Below are 22,385 nucleotides of genomic sequence, written 5' to 3'. Positions count from 1 at the left end.
CCGTACACACCCTGTGGGACTACCACCGCCTCGACGATGGAACCGACACCATCACCGACGTCGGGATCGGCCTGGGCAGCCACGACCTGTCCGTGCCCCGGCGGGGTGTGATCCTGCCATGTCGTGGGATGCGGCTCGTCCCATGTGGCGCCGGGTGTCCCATGATCTTGAAAGCGTGATCACGAGCGGCATCTGTCGTCGCTGGTCAGCGTACTATTTCGGACGTTCTGCCGGTTATCGTGCCGGTGGATTCTGAGTCCGCTGCTCTGACCGACTGAGCTACCGCCGCGATGCGCCGGAGGTTACCGGAGGAGGGTCTCCCCTCCTCCGGCAACTCGCTCAGTCCGCGGCCGGCGGCTTCCCCGATCCACGCGCGTCCGTCCGCAGCTCGGACGAGTCACCGTGCGGCCCCACCTGAGCCACCGACGAATCTTCCCGCGCACCCGCGGGGTCTGCCGTGTCGTCCGTGGCCTGCCCGGTGACGACGTCCCGGGACGGCGTGTCGACCCCGGTCGGCTGCTCCCGCAGGTGCCCGGAGACCACCACCGTCGTCGGCGGCACCTCCCGGCGGAACCCGACGAGCAGTGCGATCAGCATCCCGCAGACCAGGATGAAGATCGGCAGGCCGATGACGGTGATGACCTCCTGCAACGCCTCGATCGCCGTGTCCCCGCCGAGCAGCAGCAGGGCCGCGGCGAGCCCGCCGAGCGACAGCGCCCAGAACACGCGCTGACGCAACGGGCTCATCTCACCCTTGCCGGTGCAGAGCATGTCCACGACCAGTGACGCCGAGTCGGCCGACGTGATCAGGAACAGCATCACGATGACGATCGCGATCCCGGACACCACCGTGGACAGCGGGAACTGCTCGAAGAACGCGAACATCGCCAGCGGAACGCTCTCGGCGACCGCCGCCGAGATCGGGCCGCCCTCACCACCGATGCCGTCGGCGGCCATCGCGGACCAGCCGAAGATCACGAACCAGACGACGGTGAACGCGGCGGGCGCGACGAGGACGCCGACCACGAACTCGCGGACGGTCCGGCCGCGTGAGATCCGGGCCAGGAACACACCCATGTAGGGCGCCCAGGTCACCGTCCACGCCCAGTAGAAGACGGTCCAGCTGGCTTGCCAGCCCCAGCCGTCGGCCTCGGTGTAGGTGGAGAGCGCGTCGTTCCAGAACGAGAGCGGGATGATCTGGGTGGCGTAGATGCCGACCGACTCGATCATCTGCCGGAGCAGGAAGACGGTCTCGCCGGTGAAGAGCACGAACAGCATCAAGCCGACCGCAGCCAGGATGTTGATGTTCGAGAGCCGCTTGATGCCGCGGTCCAGTCCTGATGCGACGGACCACGTGGCGACCACCGCGATGATCAGTACGACGCCGACGCGCAGCTCCGTCGAGTCGGCCAGACCAGTCATGGCGCTGATCCCCGCGCTGATCTGCGAGGTCCCGAGTCCGACCGAGACCGCGAGCCCGAACAGCGTGCCGAGCACGGCGAAGATGTCGATCGCCCGGCCGACCGGGCCGTGGATCTTCTCACCGAGCAATGGGTAGAACACCGACGAGACCCGCATCGGCAGCTTGTACCGGTAGATGAAGAAACCGAACGCAAGACCGGGGAGCGTGAAGATCGCCCAGGTGTGCAGGCTGAGGTGGTACATGGAGAACGCCATCGCGTCCTGCGCCGCCTGCCCGCTGTAGGGTTCCACGCCCTCGAACGGTGGACTCGTGAAGTGCGAGATCGGCTCGGCGACACCCCAGAACATCAGAACCGTGCCGATGCCGCCGGCGAACAGCATGGCGAACCAGGAAAGGTTCGTGAACTCGGGCTTGTCGCCCTCGGCACCGAGCTTCAGATTGCCGTACCGGGAGAACGCCGCCCAGATCAGGAAGACCAGCCACGCCGTCACCCCGATCACGAAGAACCAGCCGAGGTTGAACGTGATCCACTCGCGTCCCGCTGTGAACGCGGCGCCGATCGGCGCCGGGAACATCAGCAGTACCGCGAGGATGAACAGCATCGAACCGGCCGACCAGAAGAAGATCAGCGGGTTCGTGCGCAGGCCGAGCCTGCGCGCCAGGTCGTGCACGTCGAGCTCCTCCCCCGGGCCGATGCCGGCACCGCCTGACGTGGTCGGCCGAGTTCCTCGGGGAGTGATGGCGGTTCGGCACCGTTGTAGTCGCGCAAGAATGTCCGATATGAGACCCGGTGTCCACCTACGTGTGGGGCCGGAGCGGGCCCTGACCACCCTCGCGGAAGGCGTGACCTGCGACCATCTCAGGTCCGCAACGGTCCGCACCGGGGATCACCCGTCCGACGCCCGAGCACGCCTCCTACCCTCGTCCGATGCGGCTCGGCTATCTCACCCACGTCACAGGAACGAATCCGGCGCGCGCGTACCGCGAGACGGTGGATCTGGCGGTGCACGCCGAGGAGCTCGGATACGACTCCTTCTGGGTCGCCCAGCACCACGACGGTCATCTGGGCGGGCGGCTGCCCTCGCCGCTGGTACTGCTCGCCGCCGTCGCGGAACGGACCCGCCTGATCCGGTTGGGGACGGCGGCCGTCGTGCTGCCGCTGGAGGACCCCCGCCGGCTCGCCGAGGACGCGTCGGTGCTCGACGCGTTGGCCGGTGGGCGCCTGGAGTTCGGGATCGGGGCAGGAGCCGACCCGGACGCGTCCCGCCGGTTCGGCAGACGGTTCGACGACCGGCACACCGCGACGGTCGCCGCGCTCGACATCCTGCTGGAACTGCTTCCCGGTGAACTCGCCGAGCAGCGGATGTGGTGGGCGACGGCGTCGTCGGTCGATGCGGCGGCCGACCGGGGCCTCGGGGTGATCTCCGGTCGCCCGGCCGGACCCGGATCGGGGGTCGTCGCCGACCTCGCCCGGTACTGGACCTACGCGCGCGGGCTCGCGCGGGTGGCACTGTCACGGCCCCTGCCCGCCGGGCACTCCCCGGGCCGGATCATCGACGACCTGCTGGCCGACCCCGCCGTTCCGTGGGCCGGGGAGATCATCGTGCAGGCCCAGCCGTCGTCGGTGTCCACCGAGGTGCACCGGGAGACGATGGAACGCTTCGCCCGGTTCGTCCGGCCCTTCCTCGGGGTCGCCGGGCCTGCGTATGCGGCGCCGCTGCCGCAGGCGCCCGAGCCGGACGACGACGACCTGCCGCTGCTACGGCCACGGCCGGTCCTCCGCTCCCACCGGTAGCCGCGACCCACCGCGCTCCTGCTGCCCAGCGGCGACGTACGGTGGCCCGGAGCGGAACGCCAGGCACCGGATCCATCCGTCGCTGCCTCCACACCCGCGCGCCGATGACGCGTGTCCTGTGGAGGTCTACCCGTGGCCCTGGTGCGCCACAGTGCAGCCGACCTGCGTGCCAAAGCTGACGCGCACGAGCTGGACGATCTGCTCGTGCGGCAGGCACGGATCGTGTTCGACAGCTCCGTCGGGGCAGGGGAGATCCGCTCGTGGCGGGAGAGCCTGCCGGCGTTGCTCGCCGACGTGCACGAAGCGGGGTTGGGCCACGTCGAGGTCTTGCTCGAACACAAGCTGCCCTTCTCCCCGAAGCGGGTGGACGCCGTCCTCTGTGGTGTCAGCCCGCGCACCGGCCGACCGAGCTACGTGGTGGTCGAGCTCAAGCAGTGGACGAACGCGGTCCAGCGGGAGGACGGACTCGTCGACGTCCCGCAGTACGGTCGGCCGGTGCTACACCCGGTCGTCCAGGTACGGACGTACTGTGACTACCTCGTGGACTTCGTCCCCGTGCTGTCACCCGAGCACAGCGACGTCCACGGAATCGCGTACCTGCACAACGCATCGGCCGCCGGATGGCAACTGGACACGTTCGAGGTCGACGCCCACGGCCGACTGTTCCGGGGTGACCAGCGCGGTGGGCTGGTCCGGGAGCTCCGACGGTTGCTCGATCCCGACCCGGCGTCCGCCGACGCGGCCCGGCTCGCGGCCGACCAGCTGCTCGAGGCCGCTCCGCGACCGTCGAAACCGCTGCTGGCGGTTGCCGCGGACGAGGTCCGCGAGCGGGAGCAGTTCGTGCTCGTCGACGAACAGCAGGTCGCCTACACGCTGGTCGAACACGCGGTGCAACGAGCACACCGAAGCAACACGAAGACGGTGGTCATCGTGCTCGGCGGTCCTGGCTCCGGCAAGAGCGTGCTGGCGCTCAGCCTCCTCGGCGATCTGTCCCGGAAGGGTCGCGAAGTCATGCACGCCACCGGCTCCAGCGCTTTCACCCAGACCCTGCGCAAGATCGTCGTCGGATCCCGGTCCCAGAGGTCACAGAAGCTATTCCAGTACTTCAACAGCTTCGTCGGGGTCGAGCCCAACACCCTTGACGTCGTGATCTGCGACGAGGCACACCGGATCCGGGAGACCAGCGTCAACCGTTTCACCAGGGCAGACAAGCGTGCGCGTGCCCGCCCCCAGGTCGACGAGCTGATCGCTGTGGCCCGGGTCCCGGTCTTCCTGCTCGACGAGCACCAGGTGGTCCGTCCCGGCGAGATGGGCACCGAGGCCGAGATCCGCGCCGCTGCGGAGCGGGCCGGGTGCAAGGTCGAGGTCGTCCGGCTCGCCGGTCAGTACCGGTGCGGCGGGTCCGAGTTCTACGAGCAGTGGGTACTGCGGCTCCTGGGGCTCGATCCGCGACCGTCGATCCGCTGGTCGGAACTCACCGGCTCGACACCGGAGGAGACCTATCGCGTCGCGGCCCTGCCCTCGCCCAGCGCACTGGAAGGTTGGCTGCTGGCGGAGACACACGGGACGTCGGCGACCGCCCGGCTGGCCGCAGGATACTGCTGGCGTTGGAGTGACCCGGTGACCGACGACGGCGGCGCACGCCGACTCGTCGACGACATCGTCATCGGCAACTGGTCCCGGCCGTGGAACGCGAAACCCGACAAGGCGGTCCCGGGTGCACCGCCCTCGCACTACTGGGCGAGCGACCCGCGCGGGTTCGCGCAGGTCGGATGCATCTACACCGCGCAGGGCTTCGAGTACGACTGGTCGGGCGTGATCATGGGGCCGGACCTGGTGCGGCGGGACGACAGGTGGGTGGCCGACCGGTCACGCTCGTTCGACGGACCGGTGAAGAAGGCCGGTGACGAGTTCCCCGCGCTGGTACGCAACACCTACAAGGTGCTGTTGACGCGGGGCATGCAGGGCACCGGTGTCTACTCCACCGATCCCGAGACCCAGGCGTTCCTCGAGGACCTCTGCCGCTGACCCGCGGACCGCCCGTCCGGTCCGTCGCACCGGTGCGACAGCCGCACCGCCTGCCGGGAACCGTGCCTGCTCCGTGCTCGTTCCCCGCACATGTACGAGTACAAGGTGGTCGAGCTCCGTGAGGGCCTCATCGGCGGCAAGATGTCCGGCGACAAGCTGGAGCGGATCCTCAACGACAACGCGGCCGAGGGCTGGCGGCTCAAGGCGATCACCTCGGTCGAGGTGAAGGGCCGGATCGGCCCGGGCGGTGTCGACGGCGTCCTGGTCACCTTCGAGCGGCAGCGCTGAGGGCCCTCACCACGCCCACGATCCGGTCACCAGCCCCACCCCGGCCAGGGCGAGCAGCGCGACCACGACCTGCTCGCCGCGCCCGCCGGTGCGGAACCGCAACACGTCCGGCCAGCGGATCCGGGCCACCGGCCAGAACGCGAACCGGTTGCCCGCCGAGGTCAGCTCGTCGCCGATCGCCCCGATCCAGCACCCGGCGCCCGCCGCGATCCCGGTCCACACGGCGGTGTCGCCGGGCAGCAGGTGGCCGGTCGCCCACCAGGCGAGCAGGCCGATCCCGGCGGCGAACACCGGCGAGTGCGAGAACCCGCGGTGCGAGACGCCGGTGAGCAGCCGGGACAGCCACCGGATGAGCCGGCAGAGCAACCAGGTCACCGGGGGGAGCGCCCGCGTCGCGGTGCTGTTCGGGTGATCGAGGTCGGGTGCGAACGCCGCGAGCGCGCACACCAGCACGACGACCGGGGCGAGCATCGGTGGCGGCGGCACCGCGGCGCAGACGGCGAGTCCGAGCACCGCACCGGACAGCGCGTGGGTTCGGCCCATCACCTGGTCATCACGGCGTCGCGCTCCCCGGGGGTCGTCGATCAACGGTCCCGGGGACGACCGGGCCGGCTCCGATCCTATCGAGCGCCCGGGCCCGCCCCCGGTCCTCGACACGCACGAGCGACAGCAGGATTGATCTCGCCGACGGCGAGGTACCCGCGGGGCATGACCGACGAGCTCCCGATCCCCGGTTACGACCAGCTTCCGGAGAGCGGCCTGGCGAACCGGATCCGCACGCTCGACGCCGACGGCGTCGCCACCCTGCTCACCCACGAACGCGAGCACGCCGACCGGATCCAGGTCGTCATGATGCTGGAGAAGCGGCTCGACGACCTGCGCTCGGGTGCCGCGGAGCCCACCGGCGGTGATCCGGCGGGCGCGCAACCCGAGGTCGGCTCCGCACCGGACCGTGGCTCCCCCGCCCAGGGCACCGGGGACGCCGGGCAGCAGCAGAACAACCAGCCGCTGCGGCACGGCGTCGCCGAGCAGACGCCGAACCGTCCGATCCGCTGAACGACCGTCGCGCCACCGTGCGCGCCGACCCGAGGAGTGTCCATGACCTACCGCGACGATCTACGCGTCGACAAGGCCCTGCAGGGCGCCGACTTCCCCCGCACCCGCCAGCAGGTGCTCGACTACGCCCGGGACCGCGGCGCCGACGAGAAGACCCTGGAGGCGATGCGGGCGCTCCCGGAGGGCACCTACGACAACGGTGAGCAGGTGGTGCGTGCCGTGCCGCAGGAACCCGAGGGCGATCTGCCGGGCGGTTCCGCCCGCTGAGCGGCCGCCGGTTCAGAGTTCCGCGCGCACCTGCGCGGCGCCCTGCGCGAGCGCCCGCATCTTGCCCTCCGCCGTCGCCCGCGGGAGGTACTTCATCCCGCAGTCGGTCGAGGGCACGATCCGGTCCGGGGTGACGTGCCCGAACGCGCGCCGCACCCGGGCCGCGACGACGTCGGCGGTCTCCACCTGTGGATCGGACAGGTCGATCACCCCCAGGATGATCGTCTTGCCGGGCAGGTCGGCCAGCACCCCCAGGTCCAGCCCGGACTGCGCGGTCTCGATCGACACCTGGTCCACCGGGCAGTCGGCCAGCTCCGGCAGGAAGGAGTACCCCTCCGGCCGCTCGTGGATGATCGCCGCGTACCCGAAGCAGATGTGCACCGCCGTCGTCCCCGACACGCCGTCCAGGGCCGCGTTCAACGCCGCCAGTCCGTACGCCCGCGCGGCGTCCGGGCGCGCCTGCATGTACGGCTCGTCGATCTGCACGACGTCGGCGCCCGCCGCGTGGAGATCCTTGATCTCGGCGTTCACCGCGGCCGCGTAGTCCATCGCGGCGGCCTCGGCGTCGGGGTAGTAGTCGTTCTGCGCCTGCTGGCTCATCGTGAACGGGCCCGGCACGGTGATCTTCACCGTGCGGTCGGTGTGCGCCCGCAGGAACCGGGCGTCCGCCACCTGCACCGGCGCCGGGCGCCGGATCGGCCCGGTGATCCGCGGCACCGGGTTCGGGTGCCCGCTGCGGTCCAGCGCCGTGCCCGGGTTGTCCACGTCCACCCCCTCCAGTGCCGTCGCGAAGTGGTTGGAGTAGCTCTCCCGCCGGATCTCCCCGTCGGTGACGATGTCGAGCCCGGCGACCTCCTGAGCGCGGATCGCCAGCCGGGTCGCGTCGTCCTGCGCCTCGGCCAGGTGCTCGGGCGCGGGGCGCCAGAGCTCCTTGGCCCGCACCCGCGGCGGGAACCGGTCGGCCAGCCGGGCCCGGTCGATCAGCCATTCCGGCTGGGCGTAGCTCCCGACCAGCGACGTGGGCAGCACGGGCAGCGGCACAGGCACTCCTTCGCATCGTGGGCCGCGGCGAGACACACCCTCGCCGCATGACGGACACATGTCCGATCCTCTGGCACCGTCGCGGGCCGGTCAACCCACCGATCGCCGGCCCCATCGAGTCCGGCGCGCGACGGACCGAACAGGGAATGACTGGAACGGACATGCGTCCGCTCTCCTGCGGGCACGTGCCGGGGCCCGACCGCACCCCGCACCCGGCCTGCCGGGGAAGCATGCCCGTCCGGATCGGCTCGCGGCCCGCGCCGCGCTGCTGGACCGGCCGCAGCGGCTCCCGCCCGGTGCGAGAGCCCGGGGGTTGGCCACCACGGCCTCTCCCCCGCAGGATGGGGCCGTGGACGGCACCTGGCGGAACTGGGCAGGCAACCAGCGCACCCGGCCGGTCCGCACGGTGCGCGCCCGCGACACCGACGAGGTCGCCGCAGGCGTTCGCGCCGCCGCCGAGGACGGCCTGCGGGTCAAGGCGATCGGTAGCGGCCACTCGTTCACCGGCGTCGGTGTCCCCGACGGGGTCGCGATCGCGGCCCCGTCGGACCCGGCCCGGATCCGGCTGGACGGCCCCACCGCTCACGTCCCGGCCGGGGTCACCCTGCACGCGTTGAACCGGCGGCTCTGGGAGCTCGGCCGGGCACTGCCCAATCTCGGCGACATCGAGGCGCAGACCGTCGCCGGTGCGATCTCCACCGGCACCCACGGCACCGGCGCCGGGTACCGCGGTATCGCGGCCCAGGTCGAGGGCGTGGAGCTGGTGCTCGCCGACGGCAGCGCGCACCGTCCCTCCGGGACCGAACTCGCCGCCGCCCGGATCGGGCTGGGCGCGCTCGGTGTGCTGACCGAGGTGAGCCTGCGGACCGTGCCCGCGTTCCGGCTGCGCGCGACCGAGACGGTGCGGCCGCTGGCGGAGGTGCTCGACGGGCTCGACGCGCTCACGGCCGCGCACGACCACGTCGAGTTCTACTGGTTCCCGCACACCGAGCTCGCCGTGCTGAAGGTGAACGACCGCGCCGGCGACGACACCCGCGGGCGCGGCCGGGCGGCGGCCTGGATCGGTGACGAGCTGCTCGGCAACGCCGGGTTCGGCCTCGCCTGCCGGGCCGGGGAGCTCGCCGGGTCGCTGGTGCCCCGGCTGAACGGGTTCCTGGCCCACCGGATGCCCGCCGGCAGCTACGTGGGCCGGTCCTACGAGGTGTTCTGCAGCCCGCGCCGGGTGCGGTTCGTGGAGATGGAGTACGCCGTCCCGCGGGCGGCACTGCCGGAGGCGTTCGCCGGGTTGCGCACCGCCGCCGCCCGGCACGGCCACGGCGTCACGTTCCCGGTCGAGGTGCGGGTGCTCGGTGCCGACGACGTCCCGCTGTCCACCGCGTACGGCCGCGACACCGCCTACCTGGCCGTGCACGTACGGGCCGGACGGCCGTTCGAGGCCTACTTCGGCGCCGTCGAACCGGTGCTGTCCGCGCTGGACGGCCGCCCGCACTGGGGCAAGCTGCACACCATGACCGCGGAGGCACTGCGGTCCCGCTACCCGGCGTACGACGACGTCGTCGCCGTCCGCGACCGGCTCGACCCGGAGGGCCGGTTCCGCAACCCCTACCTGGACCGGGTCCTGGGAGTGCCGTGCGCGTCGCCGACCTGACCACCCCCGCGCTGCTCGTCGAGAGGGGCGCGCTGGAGGCGAACCTCGCCGCCATGGCCGCGGCGCTGCCCGGGTCGCGGCTGCGCCCGCACGTCAAGGCGCACAAGACGACCGCTCTCGCCGCCCGGCAGGCGGCGCACGGCCACCACGGCTTCACCTGCGCCACCGTGCGTGAGGTGGAGGGCATGGCGGCGGCCGGCCTGGGTACGGACCTGCTGCTCGCCAACGAGGTGCTCGACGCCCGCCGGCTGGGCGCCGTCGTCGACGCCGGTGCCCGGGTGACAGTGGCGATCGACTCGCCGGAGACCCTGCGGGCAGCGGTCGACGGCGGGGTGCGGGAGGTCCTCGTCGACGTCAACGTCGGGCTCCCGCGCTGCGGGATCGCGCCGGAGCGGGCCGGTGCGCTCGCTGACGCCGCCCGCGCCGCGGGGCTGACGGTACGCGGCGTGATGGGCTACGAGGGACACCTGCAGATGCTCCCCGACCAGGCCGAACGGGCCCGGCTCACCACCGAGTGCACCGACCGGTTGCGCGCCGCGCACGCCGACGTCGGCGGGGAGGTGATCTCCGGCGGCGGGACGGGGACGCACGCGATGAACACCGTCTGCACCGAGATCCAGGCCGGCTCGTACGCCCTGATGGACACCGCCTACACCGCCGCCGGGCTGGGCTTCCGGCAGTCGCTGACCGTGCTGGCCACCGTCATCTCGGCGACCGGTCCGGCCGGGGACATGCCGGGCTGGGCCGTGCTCGACGCCGGGCTCAAGGCCTTCGGCATGGACCACGGCAACCCCGAGGTCCCCGGCGGGCAGGTGTGGTTCGTCGCCGACGAGCACCTGACGTTCGCCACCGACCCGTTGCCGCGCCCCGGTGACCGGGTGCGGGTCGTCCCGGCGCACGTCGACCCGACGGTCGCCCTGCACGAGCGGATGTACCTGGTGGACGGCGACGGCCCGGACGCCGAGGTGCTCGACACCTGGCCGGTCGACCTGCGCGGCTGGTGAACGGCGCGGCTCGACGGGGCCGCACCGAGCCGCACCGACGGTGGTCGCTGCACCCCGGCTCGAACGCACCGGTCCCGTGCGCCTTCGACGACGTGGTCCGGCAGGGCAGCCGGGCCGGGTGGGTGGGGCCGGCGGGCCCGGGATCAGGCGTACCGCTGCGCCAGCGCGGCCAGGCCGGTGGCGAACACCCCGTTCGCGAACAGCTCGACCAGGTCGCCCTCGGCGGCTGCGTCGGCGTCGAACTCGGTCCACCACTCGCCGAAGGTGTGCCCGACCGCGGTGACCGGAGCCAGCCGCAGGGTGGAGACGTAACGGCGCACCGGGAACGGCGACTCGAGGATCTCGTAGGTCACGGCGTGGCCGCGCTCGTCGAGGGCCAGCAGCTCCTCGACGACGACACCGCCGTCACCCAGCACGAGCCTGCGCTGCGCCCCGATCTCGGTGCCGGACGCGCCGCGGATCAGCTCGCAGCCCTCGATCGCCGGATGCCAGCGGTGCAGGCCGCCGAAGTCGCGCACGTGCGGCCAGACCTCGGCCAGTGGTGCGGTGATCACGGCGCTGGAATAGGGACGGGGCACGGCGTCTCCTCCTCGGGAGCTGTCAGGTCTCGGTGCGCAGGTGCGGCGCCTGGGCGGCGAGGGTGTCGAGCTGGGCGCGGACCTCGGCGAACCCGGTGTCCGAGCGCAGGTCGAGGGCGATCGACGCCGCCTGCTCGGTGGTCTGGCCGAACGCGGCGCGGGCCTGCTCGAGCCGGTCGGCGATCACGACGGCGGTGGGGCCGCCGGGAGCCTGCCCGGCGTCCAGGCTCTCGCCGAGCACGGCCAACCGCAGTGCCTCGTCGAGCTGCTGGTCCAGTTGGCGCCCGACGTCGGTGAACCAGCTGCGCGCCGGGCCGTCCGGGGTGGTCCGCACGACCGCGTGGTACGCCGTCACGGCGCGCACGCAGTCCTCGTAGGCACCGGCCCACCAGCTGCCGGGACGCAGACCCGGCGGCAGCACCGGACGCGCCTGGCCCTGCGCCGCCTGCATCGCCGCTCGCTCCTGCGGGCTGGGCGACCGCAGCCAGGCACGGGTCGCGAGCTGCACGGGCAGGCCGACCAGCAACCCGAACGGGATGCCCACGAACAGCACGGTCACAATGAGGATCGCCAGCGCACCGGGCAGGCCGTCGAGGCTGCTGGGCTCATCCGTCACGGCCATACCGATCAGGCCGAGCACGCCGAACCCGAGGGCGGCGATCCCGCCCACGATCAGCGATCCGAACCGGGCCAGCGCGTGCTGCGGCCAGCGCCCCCGCACCCGCATCCGACGCCGCCAGTCACCGCCCGGTGGCGGCGCCGGCCGTTGCCGGGCCGTCACGGTTCCAGCGCGTTCTGGAAGGCGCGGGTCGGCGCGGTCCGCGGTCCCTCGGTCAGCAGCCGCTCGACCGAGGACGCCTCGGGCACCGCCCCGGCGGCCCGCACGTCACCGCCGGACGGCGCCGGGCCGGGTTCGGTGGGCACGTCGCTCCGGCATGTCCCGGCCCCGGCGGCGATCACCCGATCCGCCACGAAGTCGATCTCGACATCCCCGGTGGCACGAGTCCCGATCACATACGCGCTCCGCACACCCGAGTTCTACCGCTATCCACCTGCCGGGGCGAGAGCCGAGACCGGAACGGCACCGGGCAGTATGGGCGCGGTGCCCCAGGAAGCCGGGCTCGTGACCTCGCGGCCCCCGATGTCGTTGGAGTGACATGCACGGTCAACCGGACGGCCACCACGGCATCGTGCTCCCGCTCGACGGGCGGCCCGGCGCTCCCGCACCCGGGCACCCGGAACGCAACGGCGGCCCCCGGCCCGGGCCCGCCCTGTTGCTCAGCTGGGAGCCCGCCGACGACGCCGACGACGCCCGCGGCTGGGGCGACCGGCTCACCCCCGCCAGCGAGCTGGCCCGTCACCTGGCCCGCCCGCGCGCCCCACGGACCGGGCTCGCGGTGCGGCTCGCGCTGCCCGAGGCGTTCGGCGCGGAACCGTTGCTACGACTGGTCGGGGCCGATTCACAGCCGGCCCGGCCCGGCCCCTCGACGCTGCTGCCGGTCGGGGCGCCCGGTTCCGGCGCCGCACCGGGCACGACACTGGGGGTGCTGGTCCTCGCGATCGCCGTGGAGATCGCCGCCACCGGTACCCAGCACCGGGTGCTGGAGGCGATCACCTCGGCCGCGGCAGATCTGGCACCTGCCGGCGTGACCGGCCCGGACTCCCGGCTGCGGGCCGCCGAGGAAGCGCTGCGCGCGGCCCAGACCGACCTGCTCGAGCGTGGCGCGATCGGCCCGGACACCGGCTTGGACACCGCGGTGGCGAACCTGTCCGTGCTGCGGCACCAGACGCACGCCCGGCTGTCGGGATGGGAGCGGGTCGCGGCCGCCGCCGCCCCGTCGGGCACCGTCGGGATCGCGCTGCGCGAACAGCTCGGCGAGATCGGCAAGCTCGGTTGGGACGCGTTCCCGGCCGCCGTGCACGGCGCCTACCAGGCGCTGATCCTCGACGCGCGGCGGATCCTGCTCGTGGCCGCCGAACAACTGCTGCGCTCACCGAGCAGGCCGCTGACGGCGCTGCGGCCGCTGATCGAGCCCGACCTGGCCGGGCGCGCGGCCGACATCGGACGGTTGCACCGGATGCTGACCGCCCTGTCGGTCCTGCCGCTGACCGTGCGCAAGCGCTCGGGCGGGATGCTGCCGAACCTGATCGCCGACCAGGCGGCGACGAACGCGCGCACCCAGGCGCTGTTCACCCGGATGGCGAACGCGCTGCACCCGCCGTCGTGGTGCGGCCGGATCGCGGTGGAGGTGCGGGCACTGCCGACCGGCGAGCTGCAGGTCCTGCGTCCGGCCTGACCGTCCCGCCCGGGGAACGGACTTCCGTGGCGGTGGTGCCACGGAGGTCCGTCCACGACCGCAGCGGTTCAGCGGGCGGCGGCCTTCGCGCGCTTCCGCGCGTCCTCGGCGGCGCCCTTGGCCTGCTTGGCGGCGTCGGCACCGACGCTGGACGCCCGGTCGGCGAGGTCCGAGCCGAAGCGGGCCGCCTGGGCCTGGGCCTGACCCACCAGCGTGCTCAGCCGGTCGGCGTACTCGGGGGCGCGCTTCTCGGCGCGGGCGAGCGCCTTCTGTGCCTGCTTCTCCCAGCGGGCGCGCCGCTTCTCCGCCTCCTTGAGCCACCGGTCGCCGGTCTTCCCGGCCGCCTTGCGGTACTGGGCGCCCCGCTTGTCGACGGCCTTCTCCAGCTTGTTCCCGTGCTTCGCGGCCGCCTTGGCGAGCTTGGCGCCCTTCTTCTCGGCGGCCTCGGCCCGCTTCTCGGCCTTCTTCGCGGCCCGCTGGGCCGCCGCCGACAGCTGCTCGGACCAGGTGGAGGCCCGCTCGGAGGCGACCTCACCGAGGTGCGCGACCTGCTCGGACGCCTTGCCGCTCCACTCGGTCGCCCGCTCGCGGACGACCGGGCCGTACTCCTCGGCGGCGTCGTGCAGCTTCTCCCGGGTGCCCGCGGCCGCGGCGGCGATCGAGGTGCCCGCGCCGGCCAGCCCGGCGGCGAGCTGCGCCCCGCTGCCGGAGTCGGACGAGAGCCGGGCCTGGGCCTTCGCCGCGGCCTGGCGGGCGCGGTAGGCGTTCGACGGCTTGCCGTGGGTGTCGGACGCCGCGATCAGCAGTCCACCCAGCAGGCCGACGTTCTTCAGGAAGTGGATCTGCTGCTCGGTCCGGCGCTGCTGGTCGGTCTCCTCCCAGAACCGGTGCCCGGCGAGCGTGGTGGGGATCACGGTGGCGGCGAGGGCGGTGGACGCCAGCCGCGGGAACCTGCCCAGCGCGAGAAGCGAACCGGCGGCGATCTTCACCCCCGCGTCGATCTTCACCAGGGTCTCGTTGTCGGGACGGCGGTCGATCGGCGCGTTCTCGACGACCTTGTCGATCGCCGGTGCGGCCTGGTCCAGCACGGGCTTGGCGGCTTGCGCGTGGCCCTCGGGCTGGCGGAGCGCGGTCACGCCGCCGTAGATGAAAACGGCCGCGAGCATCGGCCGGGCAACTCGTCGCAAGACTGGCATGGGTCACCTTTCCCCGGTTCACCGCGTCCGCAAACCCCGGGGTGCGCTGGCATCACAGCGGCTGTGCCGCAATCATGCCCGGGTGACGAACGGACGGCGGGCTATCGGGCTCGACATCGGAGGAACGAAGGTCGCCGGAGCGATCGTGGGCGAGGATGGCACGGTCCACGCCGAACTACGGCGCAACACCCCGGACACGTCCGACGCCGCGACGATGAACGACCTCCTGGCGCAGATGGTCGCGGAGCTGCGCACCGGCGCGGCGGGCGGGGGCGTGTGCGCCATCGGCGTCGGCGCGGCCGGAACGGTCGAGTGGCCGACCGGCCGGATCCGCTGGGCGCCCAACAACAACTACGAGAACTGGGACGTGCGCGGCGACCTGGAACGGATGACCGGGCTACCGACCGTCGTCGACAACGACGGCAACGTCGCGGGCCTCGCCGAGGCCCGGCTCGGCGAGCGCCGCTACGACGACATGATCCTGCTGACCGTCGGCACCGGGGTGGGCGCCGGGATCGTGCTCGACGGCCGGATCTACCGGGGCACGCACGGCCTCGGCGCCGAGGTCGGGCACATGAACGTCAACCCGGAGGGCCCGCAGTGCGGGTGCGGCAACTTCGGCTGCCTGGAGTCGGTCGCCTCCGGCACCGCACTCACCCGGATGGCGCGCACCGCGGCCGCGCACGACCCGGACGGCATGCTCGCCCGGCTCGCCGCCGACGACGGTGGCGAGCTCACCGGCAAGCACGTGACGGCCGCGGCGATGGCGGGCGACCCGACAGCTCAGTCGCTGTTCCAGCGACTCGGCCGCGCGCTGGGCACCGGCATCGCGAGTATCAACGCGATCTTCGAGTTCGAGGTCGTGTTGATCGGTGGCGGTCTGGTCGACGCCGGCGAGCTGCTCCTCGAACCCGCCCGGCGCGCCGCGCGCGAGTTCCACTACGGCCCGCCGGACGTCCGCCCGATCCCGCAGGTGCTGCCCGCCACCTACAAGGGCGACGCGGGCAAGATCGGCGCGGGGCTGCTCGCGCTGGAGGAGAGCGCCGGCCCGGATCGCGCGGGGCTACCCTCGATCGGGTGACCCTCCTGCTCGGGCCGGTACTGCGGCACGTCGACGAGACCTCCGCCCTGGTGTGGGTGCAGACCGACCGGGCCTGCCGGGTGGAGGTGCTCGGCGCCGAGGCACGCACCTTCGAGGTCGCCGGCCTGCACTACGCCGTCGTCGTCGTGACCGGCCTGGAGCCCGACACCCGGCACCCCTACGAGGTGCACCTGGACGGGACGCGGGCGTGGCCGCCGCCGCACTCCCCGTTCCCGCCGAGCGTGATCCCGACCCGGGGCCCCGGCACCGAGCGGCGTCAGCGGATCGTGTTCGGGTCCTGCCGGTACGTCAAGCTCTCGGACCCGCGGACGGCCCGCGCCTACGGCCTGGACGCGCTCGACGTCTACGCCGCCCGGATGTCGGGCCTGCCGCCCCAGGAGTGGCCGAGCGTCCTGCTGATGCTGGGCGACCAGGTGTACGCCGACGAGCTCACCCCGCAGACCCGCCGCCGGATCGCCGGGCGCGGGGAACGCCACCCCGACTGGCCGGAGGACGAGATCGTCTCGTTCGAGGAGTACTCCGGGCTCTACCGCGACACCTGGTCGGATCCGGAGGTCCGGTGGATGCTCTCCACCGTCCCCACCGCGATGATCTTCGACGACCACGACGTCCGGGACGACTGGAACACCTCCGGCGCCTGGCGGGCGCAGATGGCGGAGCTGCCCTGGTGGCGGGAGCGGATCCGGGCGGGCCTGGCGTCGTACTGGGTGCACCAGCACCTGGGCAACCTCACCCCGGCCGAGCTCGCCGCCGATCCCGACTGGCAGGCCGTGCAGGCCTGCGACGGCGACGTGTGGCCGCTGCTCGCCGAGCGGGCCGACCGGTGGGACCTCGAGGTCGGTGACGACGACGACCGGCACAAGGACGAGCGGTTCTCCTTCTGCTGGGAGCTCGGCGGCACCCGGCTGATCGTGATCGACTCCCGGAACGGCCGGATCGTCGAGTCGCTGCCCCGCAAGATGGTCTCCGACGCCGAGTTCGACTGGATCCGCGGGCGCGCGCTCGCGCCGGGGCCGGTCGACCACCTCGTGCTGGGGTCGTCGATCCCGTGGCTGCTGCCGCAGGTCATCTCCGACCTGCAGGCAGGGGTGGAGAAGGGCGCGAACCGGCCGGGGCGGATCGGGCGGGCGGCCGAGTTCCTCCGCCAGGAGGCCGACGTGGAGCACTGGCCCGCGTTCGGGCACTCGTTCGCGAAGCTGGCCGATCTCGTGCGGGCCGCCTGCCTGCCGCGCGGCGGGGACCCGCCGCCGGCGACCGTGTCGGTGCTGTCCGGGGACGTGCACCACTCCTATGCGGCGGTCGCCGACGTGCACGCCGGCGCGCCGGGCGGCCGGGGCGGTGACACCCGGGTGCACCAGCTGACCTGCTCCCCGGTGCACAATGTCGTGCCCGGGTTCATGCGGGTGCTGTTCCGTGTCACCTGGTCGCAGCTGATCGCGCGGGCCAGCAACCGGTGGGCCCGCGACCACGACACGAACCGGGCCGGGGTCAGCTGGCAGCGCACGGCGGGCCCGCTGTTCGGCAACCTGATCGCCACCCTGGCCCTCGACGGGCGGCGGGCCACGGTTCGTTTCGAGCGCCCGCGGACGGCGTCCACACTGGACCTGGCCGCCGAGGTGGAGCTGACATCGCGGACCCCGCCGGAGCCCTCCCCGGCGGAGGTCACGTCGGTCGCCGGGCGGTAACGCGGTCAGAAATCGGTGCGGGACAGCCAGGTCGTCCAGATCGACGAGTCGCCGTGCACCTGGAGCCGGGCGTCGTCGGCGGGGATCCGGCGCAGCACGCCCTGGAGCAGGTCGGCCGCGGTGCCGCGGACGGCTGCCGCCCCCTTTCCGTGCCCGTTCTCCCACACGACCCGCCCGCCGGACGTCGTGATCATCCACTCGCCCGCGGCACCCAGACCGTCGTCCACCGCGTGCAGGTGCAGGGTCGCGCCCTCGGGCAGCGGCGGCTCGGCACCCGCCGGTCGGGCAGCCAGCAGGTCGAGCCACTCGGAGACACCGTCGGCGGCGACCTCCGGTGCGATCTCGAACGTGGCGCCGAGCGCGATCGCCGCATCGGCCCGGTGCACGGTCGCCTCGTGCAGCCTGCGCCGGATCCACCAGGACGCGGGCTTCGGGCCGGTGAAGGTCCAGACCGGTGCCGCGCGGCCGGCGACCGCCACCGCGTCGAGCAGTTCGGTGACGCCCTCGCGCAACCACCGTGCTCCCGCTTCGGGGCCCTCCTCGGCCGGCTTGCCGCCGACGACGGCACGCGGGTCCAGGCCCTCGGTGGCGCCCGCGGCGATCATCTGGGCCGCCCAGCGGTGGCCGCGCCCGACGTGCCGTTCCAGTTGGAGCAGGCTCCATCCCGGGCAGGTCGGCACCGGGAGGGAGAGATCGGCCGTCTGCAGCAGGTCGGCGAGCCGATCGTTCTCACGGATCAGGAGTCCGGCGTAGGGGTCGATCGTGCTTCCCTGGGATGTCCCCGGCATGAACTCGGGCCTCCGCTCACGAAACTGTCGACGTCGTTCCGGCGAGTCGCGCATGACGATCTTGCCGGTCGGGTAGGCATAGATCATGCCTCCGCACCGCGACTGGACGCGACGGGGAGTCGGGCGCGCGCTGCTGTACTGGCCGCTGGTGGCCTTCCTGCTGGTCGCGGCCTTCCCCGCCGCCGCGGTGCCGCTCGTCATGGTATCCGGGTTCGCCCTGCTGATCCTCGGCCTCGTCGGCAGTTTCGCCGGGAAGCGGTGGCGCGCGAGGCGACTCGCGAAGGCACGGCGGATGGTCGCCGAGCTGGCCGACCCGCGTGCGGCCGACGCTCCCGACGGCGACCCGACGGCCCGGCCGGCCCCCTGCGCGACGGCATGGCCCACCGGGCGACACGCCCGGCGCCCGCGGCAGCACCACGCCCCGGCCACCGCGCGCCCGGCCCCGGTCGCCGAGGAGCCCGCGCAACCGAGCGCGGCCTGAGCATCCACCACTGACCCCGTCGCGGGCCCGGCACAACGGGCGCGCGACGGGGTCAGTGCCGTGTCGACGGCGAGTCGACGGCGAGTCGACGGCGAGTCGACGGCGAGTCGACGGGGCACCGACGGCGTGCCGCGTCGCCCCGGTGTGAGCCGCACCCCGTTTCTTGTACGTCCAATACTAGGATGTCAAACTAAACGGGCCGGGGTCGTCGTCCGCACACCCGGCGGGAGGAGCGGGTCATGGCCGACAGCCGCGGAGCGAGCACCGACAGCGAGCTGCACGTCCCCACCCACCCCGTCCGGTTCGTCACCGCGGCGAGCCTGTTCGACGGGCACGACGCAGCGATCAACATCATGCGGCGGATCCTGCAGAAGCAGGGTGCCGAGGTGATCCACCTGGGGCACAACCGCTCCGTCGACGAGGTCGTCACCGCGGCGATCCAGGAGGACGTCCAGGGCGTCGCGATCTCGTCCTACCAGGGCGGGCACGTCGAGTACTTCTCCTACCTGGTGGAGCTGCTGCGCGAGCGCGGCGCAGGCCACATCAGGGTCTACGGCGGGGGCGGCGGCGTGATCGTGCCCGAGGAGATCGAGCTGCTGCACTCGCGCGGCGTCGCCCGGATCTTCTCCCCGGAGGACGGCCAGCGCCTCGGCCTCCCCGGAATGATCAACATCATGATCCGGGAGTGCGACACCGATCTGGCCGCGCTGGCCCCGGCCGCGGGCGGCTACGAGAGCTCCGCGTTCTCCGACGGCGTCCTCTCCGGTGAGACCGCCGCGCTGGCCCGCGCGCTCACCCTCGCCGAGACCGGACGTCTGCCCGCCGAGCTCCACCAGCGCATCACCTCCGCCGAGCGAGCGGTGCCGGTCCTCGGCATCACCGGCACCGGTGGCTCCGGCAAGTCCTCGCTGACCGACGAGCTGGTCCGCCGGTTCCGGCTCGACCAGGAGGACAAGCTGCGGATCGCCGTCCTCGCGGTCGACCCCACCCGCCGGCGGGGCGGCGGCGCGCTGCTCGGCGACCGGATCCGGATGAACGCGCTCTCCGGGGACCGGGTGTTCTTCCGGTCGCTCGCCACCCGCGGCAACGACGGCGGTGCGCTGCCCGAGCGGCTCGGTGACACGATCGCGGTGCTCAAGGCCGCCGGCTTCGACCTGGTGATCGTCGAGACCCCCGGTATCGGCCAGGGCGACGCCGGCATCGTCGGGTTCGTCGACCACTCGCTGTATGTAATGACGCCCGAGTTCGGCGCCGCGTCCCAGCTCGAGAAGATCGACATGCTGGACTTCGCCGACGTCGTCGCGATCAACAAGTTCGAGCGCCGCGGCGCCGAGGACGCCCGGCGCGACGTCGGCCGCCAGCTCGTCCGCAACCGCGAGGAGTTCGGCGCGAGCTGGGAGGACATGCCGGTCTTCGGCACCTCGGCCGCCACCTTCAACGACGACGGGGTCACCGCCCTCTACCAGTACCTGCGCGACCTGCTCGCCGCCGACGGCCTGACTGTCGGCGAGGGCAGGCTGCCCCGGGTGGAGACGAAGACCTCCAGCCACCACGCCGCGGTCATCCCGCCCGAGCGGGTCCGCTATCTCGCCGAGATCGCCGAGACGGTGCGCGGCTACCACGCCGACACCGAGGCCCACGCGATCGCGGCCCGGACCGCGCAGCACCTGCGCACCGCCCGCGAGCTCGTCGGCGGCGAGATCGGCGAACTCACCGGCGCGCTCGAGAAGGCCGAGCGGCAGCTGCCCGCCGAGGCCGCCGAGCTGCTGGGGAGCTGGCCGTCGGTGGTCGAGGACTACTCCGGCGACGAGTACGTCTACACCGTGCGGGACAAGGAGTTCCGCACGAAGCTGACCCGCGAGACCCTGGCCGGCAACAAGGTCCGCCGGGTCGCGCTCCCCCGCTACGACGACGATGCGCAGCTGCTGCGTTTCCTGCGCCGGGAGAACCTGCCCGGGCGTTTCCCCTTCACCGCCGGGGTCTTCCCGTTCAAGCGGGAGGGCGAGGACCCGGCCCGGATGTTCGCCGGCGAGGGCGACCCGTTCCGCACCAACCGCCGGTTCAAGTACCTCTCGCAGGACTCCGAGGCCAAGCGGTTGTCGACCGCGTTCGACTCGGTCACCCTCTACGGCCACGACCCGGACACCCGTCCCGACATCTACGGCAAGGTCGGCACCTCGGGCGTCTCGATCGCCACGCTGGACGATCTGAAGGCGCTCTACGACGGCTTCGACCTCTGCTCACCGACGACGTCGGTGTCGATGACGATCAACGGCCCGGCACCGACGATCCTGGCCTACTTCCTCAACACCGCGATCGACCAGCAGGTCGACAAGTTCCGCGAGGAGCAGGGCCGTGAGCCCGACGCCGCCGAGCACGAAGAGCTGACGGCCTACGCGCTGGCGAACGTGCGCGGCACGGTGCAGGCCGACATCCTCAAGGAGGACCAGGGCCAGAACACCTGCATCTTCTCCACCGAGTTCTCGCTGCGGATGATGGCCGACATCCAGGAGTGGTTCATCGCGCACCACGTGCGCAACTTCTACTCGGTCTCGATCTCCGGCTACCACATCGCCGAGGCCGGGGCGAACCCCATCTCGCAGCTGGCCTTCACGCTCGCCAACGGGTTCACCTTCGTCGAGAGCTACCTGGCCCGCGGGATGGACATCGACGACTTCGCGCCGAACCTGTCGTTCTTCTTCTCCAACGGCATGGACGCCGAGTACACCGTGATCGGCCGGGTCGCCCGCCGGATCTGGGCGATCGCCATGAAGGAGCGCTACGGCGCGAACGAGCGGTCGCAGAAGCTGAAGTACCACGTCCAGACCTCCGGCCGGTCGTTGCACGCGCAGGAGATGAACTTCAACGACATCCGGACCACGCTGCAGGCGCTGTGCGCGCTCTACGACAACGCGAACTCGCTGCACACCAACGCCTACGACGAGGCGATCACCACGCCTACCCAGGAGTCGGTGCGCCGCGCGATGGCCATCCAGATGATCATCACCAAGGAGTGGGGTCTGTCGATGAACGAGAACCCGCTGCAGGGTTCGTTCGTCGTCGACGAGCTGACCGACCTGGTCGAGGAGGCCGTGCTCCAGGAGTTCGAGTCGATCGCCGAGCGCGGCGGCGTGCTGGGCGCCATGGAGACCGGTTATCAGCGCGGCAAGATCCAGGACGAGTCGATGCTCTACGAGCACCGCAAGCACTCGGGCGAGCTGCCCATCGTCGGCGTGAACACCTTCCTCAAGCCCGACGGCAGCGACGACGAGCCGCAGGAGATCGAGCTGGCCCGCGCCACCGAGGAGGAGAAGCGCTCGCAGCTCGAGCGGCTGGCGGACTTCCAGTCCCGGCACCGCACCGAGGCCGAGCAGGCGCTGCGCAGGCTCCAGGACGTGGCGACCGGTGACGGCAACGTGTTCGACGAGCTGATGAAGGCCGCGCGGGTCTGCTCGCTGGGGCAGCTGACGAACGCGTTCTTCGAGGTCGGCGGGCAGTACCGGCGCAACATGTGACGACGGCGCCCCTCGCGGGGGCGCGCCGGTGACCTCCCAGGGCGCCGGTCGGTCGGTCCGAACCGGACCGACCGGCCGGCGCCCTTCGTCCGTCCGGCGGGCCGGCCTGCCCTGCGGGGCGGGCGACCGACCGCCGCCGCGCACCCCTGGTCCCGGGCCTGCCCGCCGTCCGCAGGACGCCGACCCCGTTTGA

20 protein-coding genes are annotated in these 22,385 nt (G+C 72.6%); 12 read left to right on the top strand and 8 right to left on the bottom strand.

The genetic code is table 11. The features are described from left to right. Positions 1-339 precede the first annotated feature (339 nt). Positions 340-2,094 carry a BCCT family transporter gene (locus AB0J24_RS25070; RefSeq protein ID WP_358685580.1) on the bottom strand — a complete coding sequence of 585 codons (1,755 nt, stop codon included), beginning with the start codon at positions 2,092-2,094 and terminating at the stop codon, positions 340-342. A gap of 257 nt (positions 2,095-2,351) precedes the next feature. Here AB0J24_RS25070 and AB0J24_RS25065 point away from each other — a divergent pair, with 257 nt between their 5' ends. The 3 genes from AB0J24_RS25065 to AB0J24_RS25055 all read left to right on the top strand — a co-directional run bounded on the left by AB0J24_RS25065 (position 2,352) and on the right by AB0J24_RS25055 (position 5,534). After that, positions 2,352-3,218: an LLM class flavin-dependent oxidoreductase gene (locus AB0J24_RS25065; RefSeq protein ID WP_358685577.1), complete on the top strand. Its 867-nt coding sequence runs from the start codon at positions 2,352-2,354 to the stop codon at positions 3,216-3,218. 132 nt (positions 3,219-3,350) lie between these two features. Continuing rightward, positions 3,351-5,246, top strand: a complete 1,896-nt coding sequence (locus AB0J24_RS25060) for a DUF2075 domain-containing protein (RefSeq protein WP_358685574.1) — start codon at positions 3,351-3,353, stop codon at positions 5,244-5,246. Between the two features lie 90 nt (positions 5,247-5,336). Next, entirely contained in the window at positions 5,337-5,534 is a 198-nt protein-coding gene (locus tag AB0J24_RS25055) for a DUF4177 domain-containing protein (protein WP_358685572.1), read from the top strand. A 6-nt stretch (positions 5,535-5,540) separates the two neighbouring features. Here the strand turns inward: AB0J24_RS25055 and AB0J24_RS25050 are convergent, their stop codons facing one another. Continuing rightward, positions 5,541-6,077 (bottom strand): metal-dependent hydrolase, encoded by a 537-nt coding sequence (locus AB0J24_RS25050; protein ID WP_358685569.1) that lies wholly within the window; start codon positions 6,075-6,077, stop codon positions 5,541-5,543. A 165-nt stretch (positions 6,078-6,242) separates the two neighbouring features. On the opposite strand from AB0J24_RS25050, the gene AB0J24_RS25045 reads away from it, so the two are divergent. After that, complete coding sequence (locus AB0J24_RS25045; RefSeq protein ID WP_358685566.1) at positions 6,243-6,590, top strand: hypothetical protein; 348 nt, start codon at positions 6,243-6,245, stop codon at positions 6,588-6,590. Positions 6,591-6,632: 42 nt separating this feature from the next. Next, positions 6,633-6,857: a DUF2795 domain-containing protein gene (locus AB0J24_RS25040; protein ID WP_358685564.1), complete on the top strand. Its 225-nt coding sequence runs from the start codon at positions 6,633-6,635 to the stop codon at positions 6,855-6,857. A gap of 12 nt (positions 6,858-6,869) precedes the next feature. Here AB0J24_RS25040 and AB0J24_RS25035 read toward each other — a convergent pair whose 3' ends face one another. Next, complete coding sequence (locus tag AB0J24_RS25035; RefSeq protein ID WP_358685562.1) at positions 6,870-7,898, bottom strand: 5-methyltetrahydropteroyltriglutamate--homocysteine methyltransferase; 1,029 nt, start codon at positions 7,896-7,898, stop codon at positions 6,870-6,872. Between the two features lie 349 nt (positions 7,899-8,247). Here AB0J24_RS25035 and AB0J24_RS25030 point away from each other — a divergent pair, with 349 nt between their 5' ends. Both AB0J24_RS25030 and AB0J24_RS25025 read left to right on the top strand, forming a co-directional pair. Then, a complete protein-coding gene (locus AB0J24_RS25030) occupies positions 8,248-9,546 on the top strand; it encodes a D-arabinono-1,4-lactone oxidase (protein WP_358685559.1) in 1,299 nt (432 codons plus the stop codon). Then, on the top strand, positions 9,528-10,550 hold the full coding sequence (locus AB0J24_RS25025; RefSeq protein ID WP_358685557.1) for an alanine racemase: 1,023 nt from the start codon (positions 9,528-9,530) through the stop codon (positions 10,548-10,550). Before AB0J24_RS25030 ends, AB0J24_RS25025 begins: the two co-directional genes overlap by 19 nt. 143 nt (positions 10,551-10,693) lie before the next feature. Here the strand turns inward: AB0J24_RS25025 and AB0J24_RS25020 are convergent, their stop codons facing one another. Genes AB0J24_RS25020 through AB0J24_RS25010 form a run of 3 tightly spaced genes read right to left on the bottom strand, consistent with a single transcriptional unit; the run spans position 10,694 to position 12,142 of the window. Further along, positions 10,694-11,128 carry an SRPBCC family protein gene (locus AB0J24_RS25020; RefSeq protein WP_358685555.1) on the bottom strand — a complete coding sequence of 145 codons (435 nt, stop codon included), beginning with the start codon at positions 11,126-11,128 and terminating at the stop codon, positions 10,694-10,696. A 22-nt stretch (positions 11,129-11,150) separates the two neighbouring features. Then, positions 11,151-11,855: a hypothetical protein gene (locus AB0J24_RS25015; RefSeq protein WP_358685553.1), complete on the bottom strand. Its 705-nt coding sequence runs from the start codon at positions 11,853-11,855 to the stop codon at positions 11,151-11,153. 50 nt (positions 11,856-11,905) lie between these two features. Next, a complete protein-coding gene (locus AB0J24_RS25010) occupies positions 11,906-12,142 on the bottom strand; it encodes a hypothetical protein (protein WP_358685551.1) in 237 nt (78 codons plus the stop codon). Between the two features lie 143 nt (positions 12,143-12,285). On the opposite strand from AB0J24_RS25010, the gene AB0J24_RS25005 reads away from it, so the two are divergent. Next, on the top strand, positions 12,286-13,425 hold the full coding sequence (locus AB0J24_RS25005; RefSeq protein ID WP_358685548.1) for a hypothetical protein: 1,140 nt from the start codon (positions 12,286-12,288) through the stop codon (positions 13,423-13,425). A gap of 68 nt (positions 13,426-13,493) precedes the next feature. Here the strand turns inward: AB0J24_RS25005 and AB0J24_RS25000 are convergent, their stop codons facing one another. After that, positions 13,494-14,591: a DoxX family protein gene (locus tag AB0J24_RS25000; RefSeq protein WP_358685546.1), complete on the bottom strand. Its 1,098-nt coding sequence runs from the start codon at positions 14,589-14,591 to the stop codon at positions 13,494-13,496. A 112-nt stretch (positions 14,592-14,703) separates the two neighbouring features. Here AB0J24_RS25000 and AB0J24_RS24995 point away from each other — a divergent pair, with 112 nt between their 5' ends. Then, positions 14,704-15,702, top strand: coding sequence for an ROK family protein (locus tag AB0J24_RS24995; protein ID WP_358685543.1), 999 nt, complete (start codon positions 14,704-14,706; stop codon positions 15,700-15,702). Further along, the gene (locus tag AB0J24_RS24990; protein ID WP_358685541.1) at positions 15,699-17,408 is read left to right on the top strand and encodes an alkaline phosphatase D family protein; all 1,710 of its coding nucleotides are present in this window, start codon (positions 15,699-15,701) and stop codon (positions 17,406-17,408) included. The genes AB0J24_RS24995 and AB0J24_RS24990 overlap by 4 nt, the downstream gene beginning before the upstream one ends. Before the next feature lie 5 nt (positions 17,409-17,413). On the opposite strand, the gene AB0J24_RS24985 is transcribed toward AB0J24_RS24990, so the two are convergent. Further along, positions 17,414-18,283, bottom strand: a complete 870-nt coding sequence (locus AB0J24_RS24985) for a maleylpyruvate isomerase family mycothiol-dependent enzyme (protein WP_358685539.1) — start codon at positions 18,281-18,283, stop codon at positions 17,414-17,416. Between AB0J24_RS24985 and AB0J24_RS24980 the strand changes: the two genes are divergently transcribed. Continuing rightward, entirely contained in the window at positions 18,282-18,677 is a 396-nt protein-coding gene (locus AB0J24_RS24980; RefSeq protein ID WP_358685537.1) for a hypothetical protein, read from the top strand. The two genes, AB0J24_RS24985 and AB0J24_RS24980, sit on opposite strands and share 2 nt — an antisense overlap. A 239-nt stretch (positions 18,678-18,916) precedes the next feature. Next, entirely contained in the window at positions 18,917-22,192 is a 3,276-nt protein-coding gene (gene icmF / locus AB0J24_RS24975) for a fused isobutyryl-CoA mutase/GTPase IcmF (protein ID WP_358685535.1), read from the top strand. Positions 22,193-22,385: the final 193 nt, after the last annotated feature.

The sequence above is a fragment of the Pseudonocardia sp. NPDC049635 genome (genome assembly GCF_040659795.1).
GTDB lineage: Bacteria > Actinomycetota > Actinomycetes > Mycobacteriales > Pseudonocardiaceae > Pseudonocardia.
Note: the sequence above shows the minus strand (reverse complement) of the source record. Positions and strands in the feature narration are given on the sequence as shown.

Excerpts from the sequence above, each read along its gene's own strand:
- AB0J24_RS25065 (WP_358685577.1), top strand. The coding sequence starts at position 2,352 with ATGCGGCTCGGCTATCTCACCCACGTCACAGGAACGAATCCGGCGCGC.
- AB0J24_RS25055 (WP_358685572.1), top strand. The coding sequence starts at position 5,337 with ATGTACGAGTACAAGGTGGTCGAGCTCCGTGAGGGCCTCATCGGCGGC.
- AB0J24_RS25050 (WP_358685569.1), bottom strand. The coding sequence starts at position 6,077 with ATGGGCCGAACCCACGCGCTGTCCGGTGCGGTGCTCGGACTCGCCGTC.
- AB0J24_RS25045 (WP_358685566.1), top strand. The coding sequence starts at position 6,243 with ATGACCGACGAGCTCCCGATCCCCGGTTACGACCAGCTTCCGGAGAGC.
- AB0J24_RS25040 (WP_358685564.1), top strand. The coding sequence starts at position 6,633 with ATGACCTACCGCGACGATCTACGCGTCGACAAGGCCCTGCAGGGCGCC.
- AB0J24_RS25015 (WP_358685553.1), bottom strand. The coding sequence starts at position 11,855 with ATGCGGGTGCGGGGGCGCTGGCCGCAGCACGCGCTGGCCCGGTTCGGA.
- AB0J24_RS25005 (WP_358685548.1), top strand. The coding sequence starts at position 12,286 with ATGCACGGTCAACCGGACGGCCACCACGGCATCGTGCTCCCGCTCGAC.
- AB0J24_RS25000 (WP_358685546.1), bottom strand. The coding sequence starts at position 14,591 with ATGCTCGCGGCCGTTTTCATCTACGGCGGCGTGACCGCGCTCCGCCAG.
- AB0J24_RS24980 (WP_358685537.1), top strand. The coding sequence starts at position 18,282 with ATGCCTCCGCACCGCGACTGGACGCGACGGGGAGTCGGGCGCGCGCTG.
- AB0J24_RS24985 (WP_358685539.1), bottom strand. The coding sequence starts at position 18,283 with ATGATCTATGCCTACCCGACCGGCAAGATCGTCATGCGCGACTCGCCG.
- icmF (WP_358685535.1), top strand. The coding sequence starts at position 18,917 with ATGGCCGACAGCCGCGGAGCGAGCACCGACAGCGAGCTGCACGTCCCC.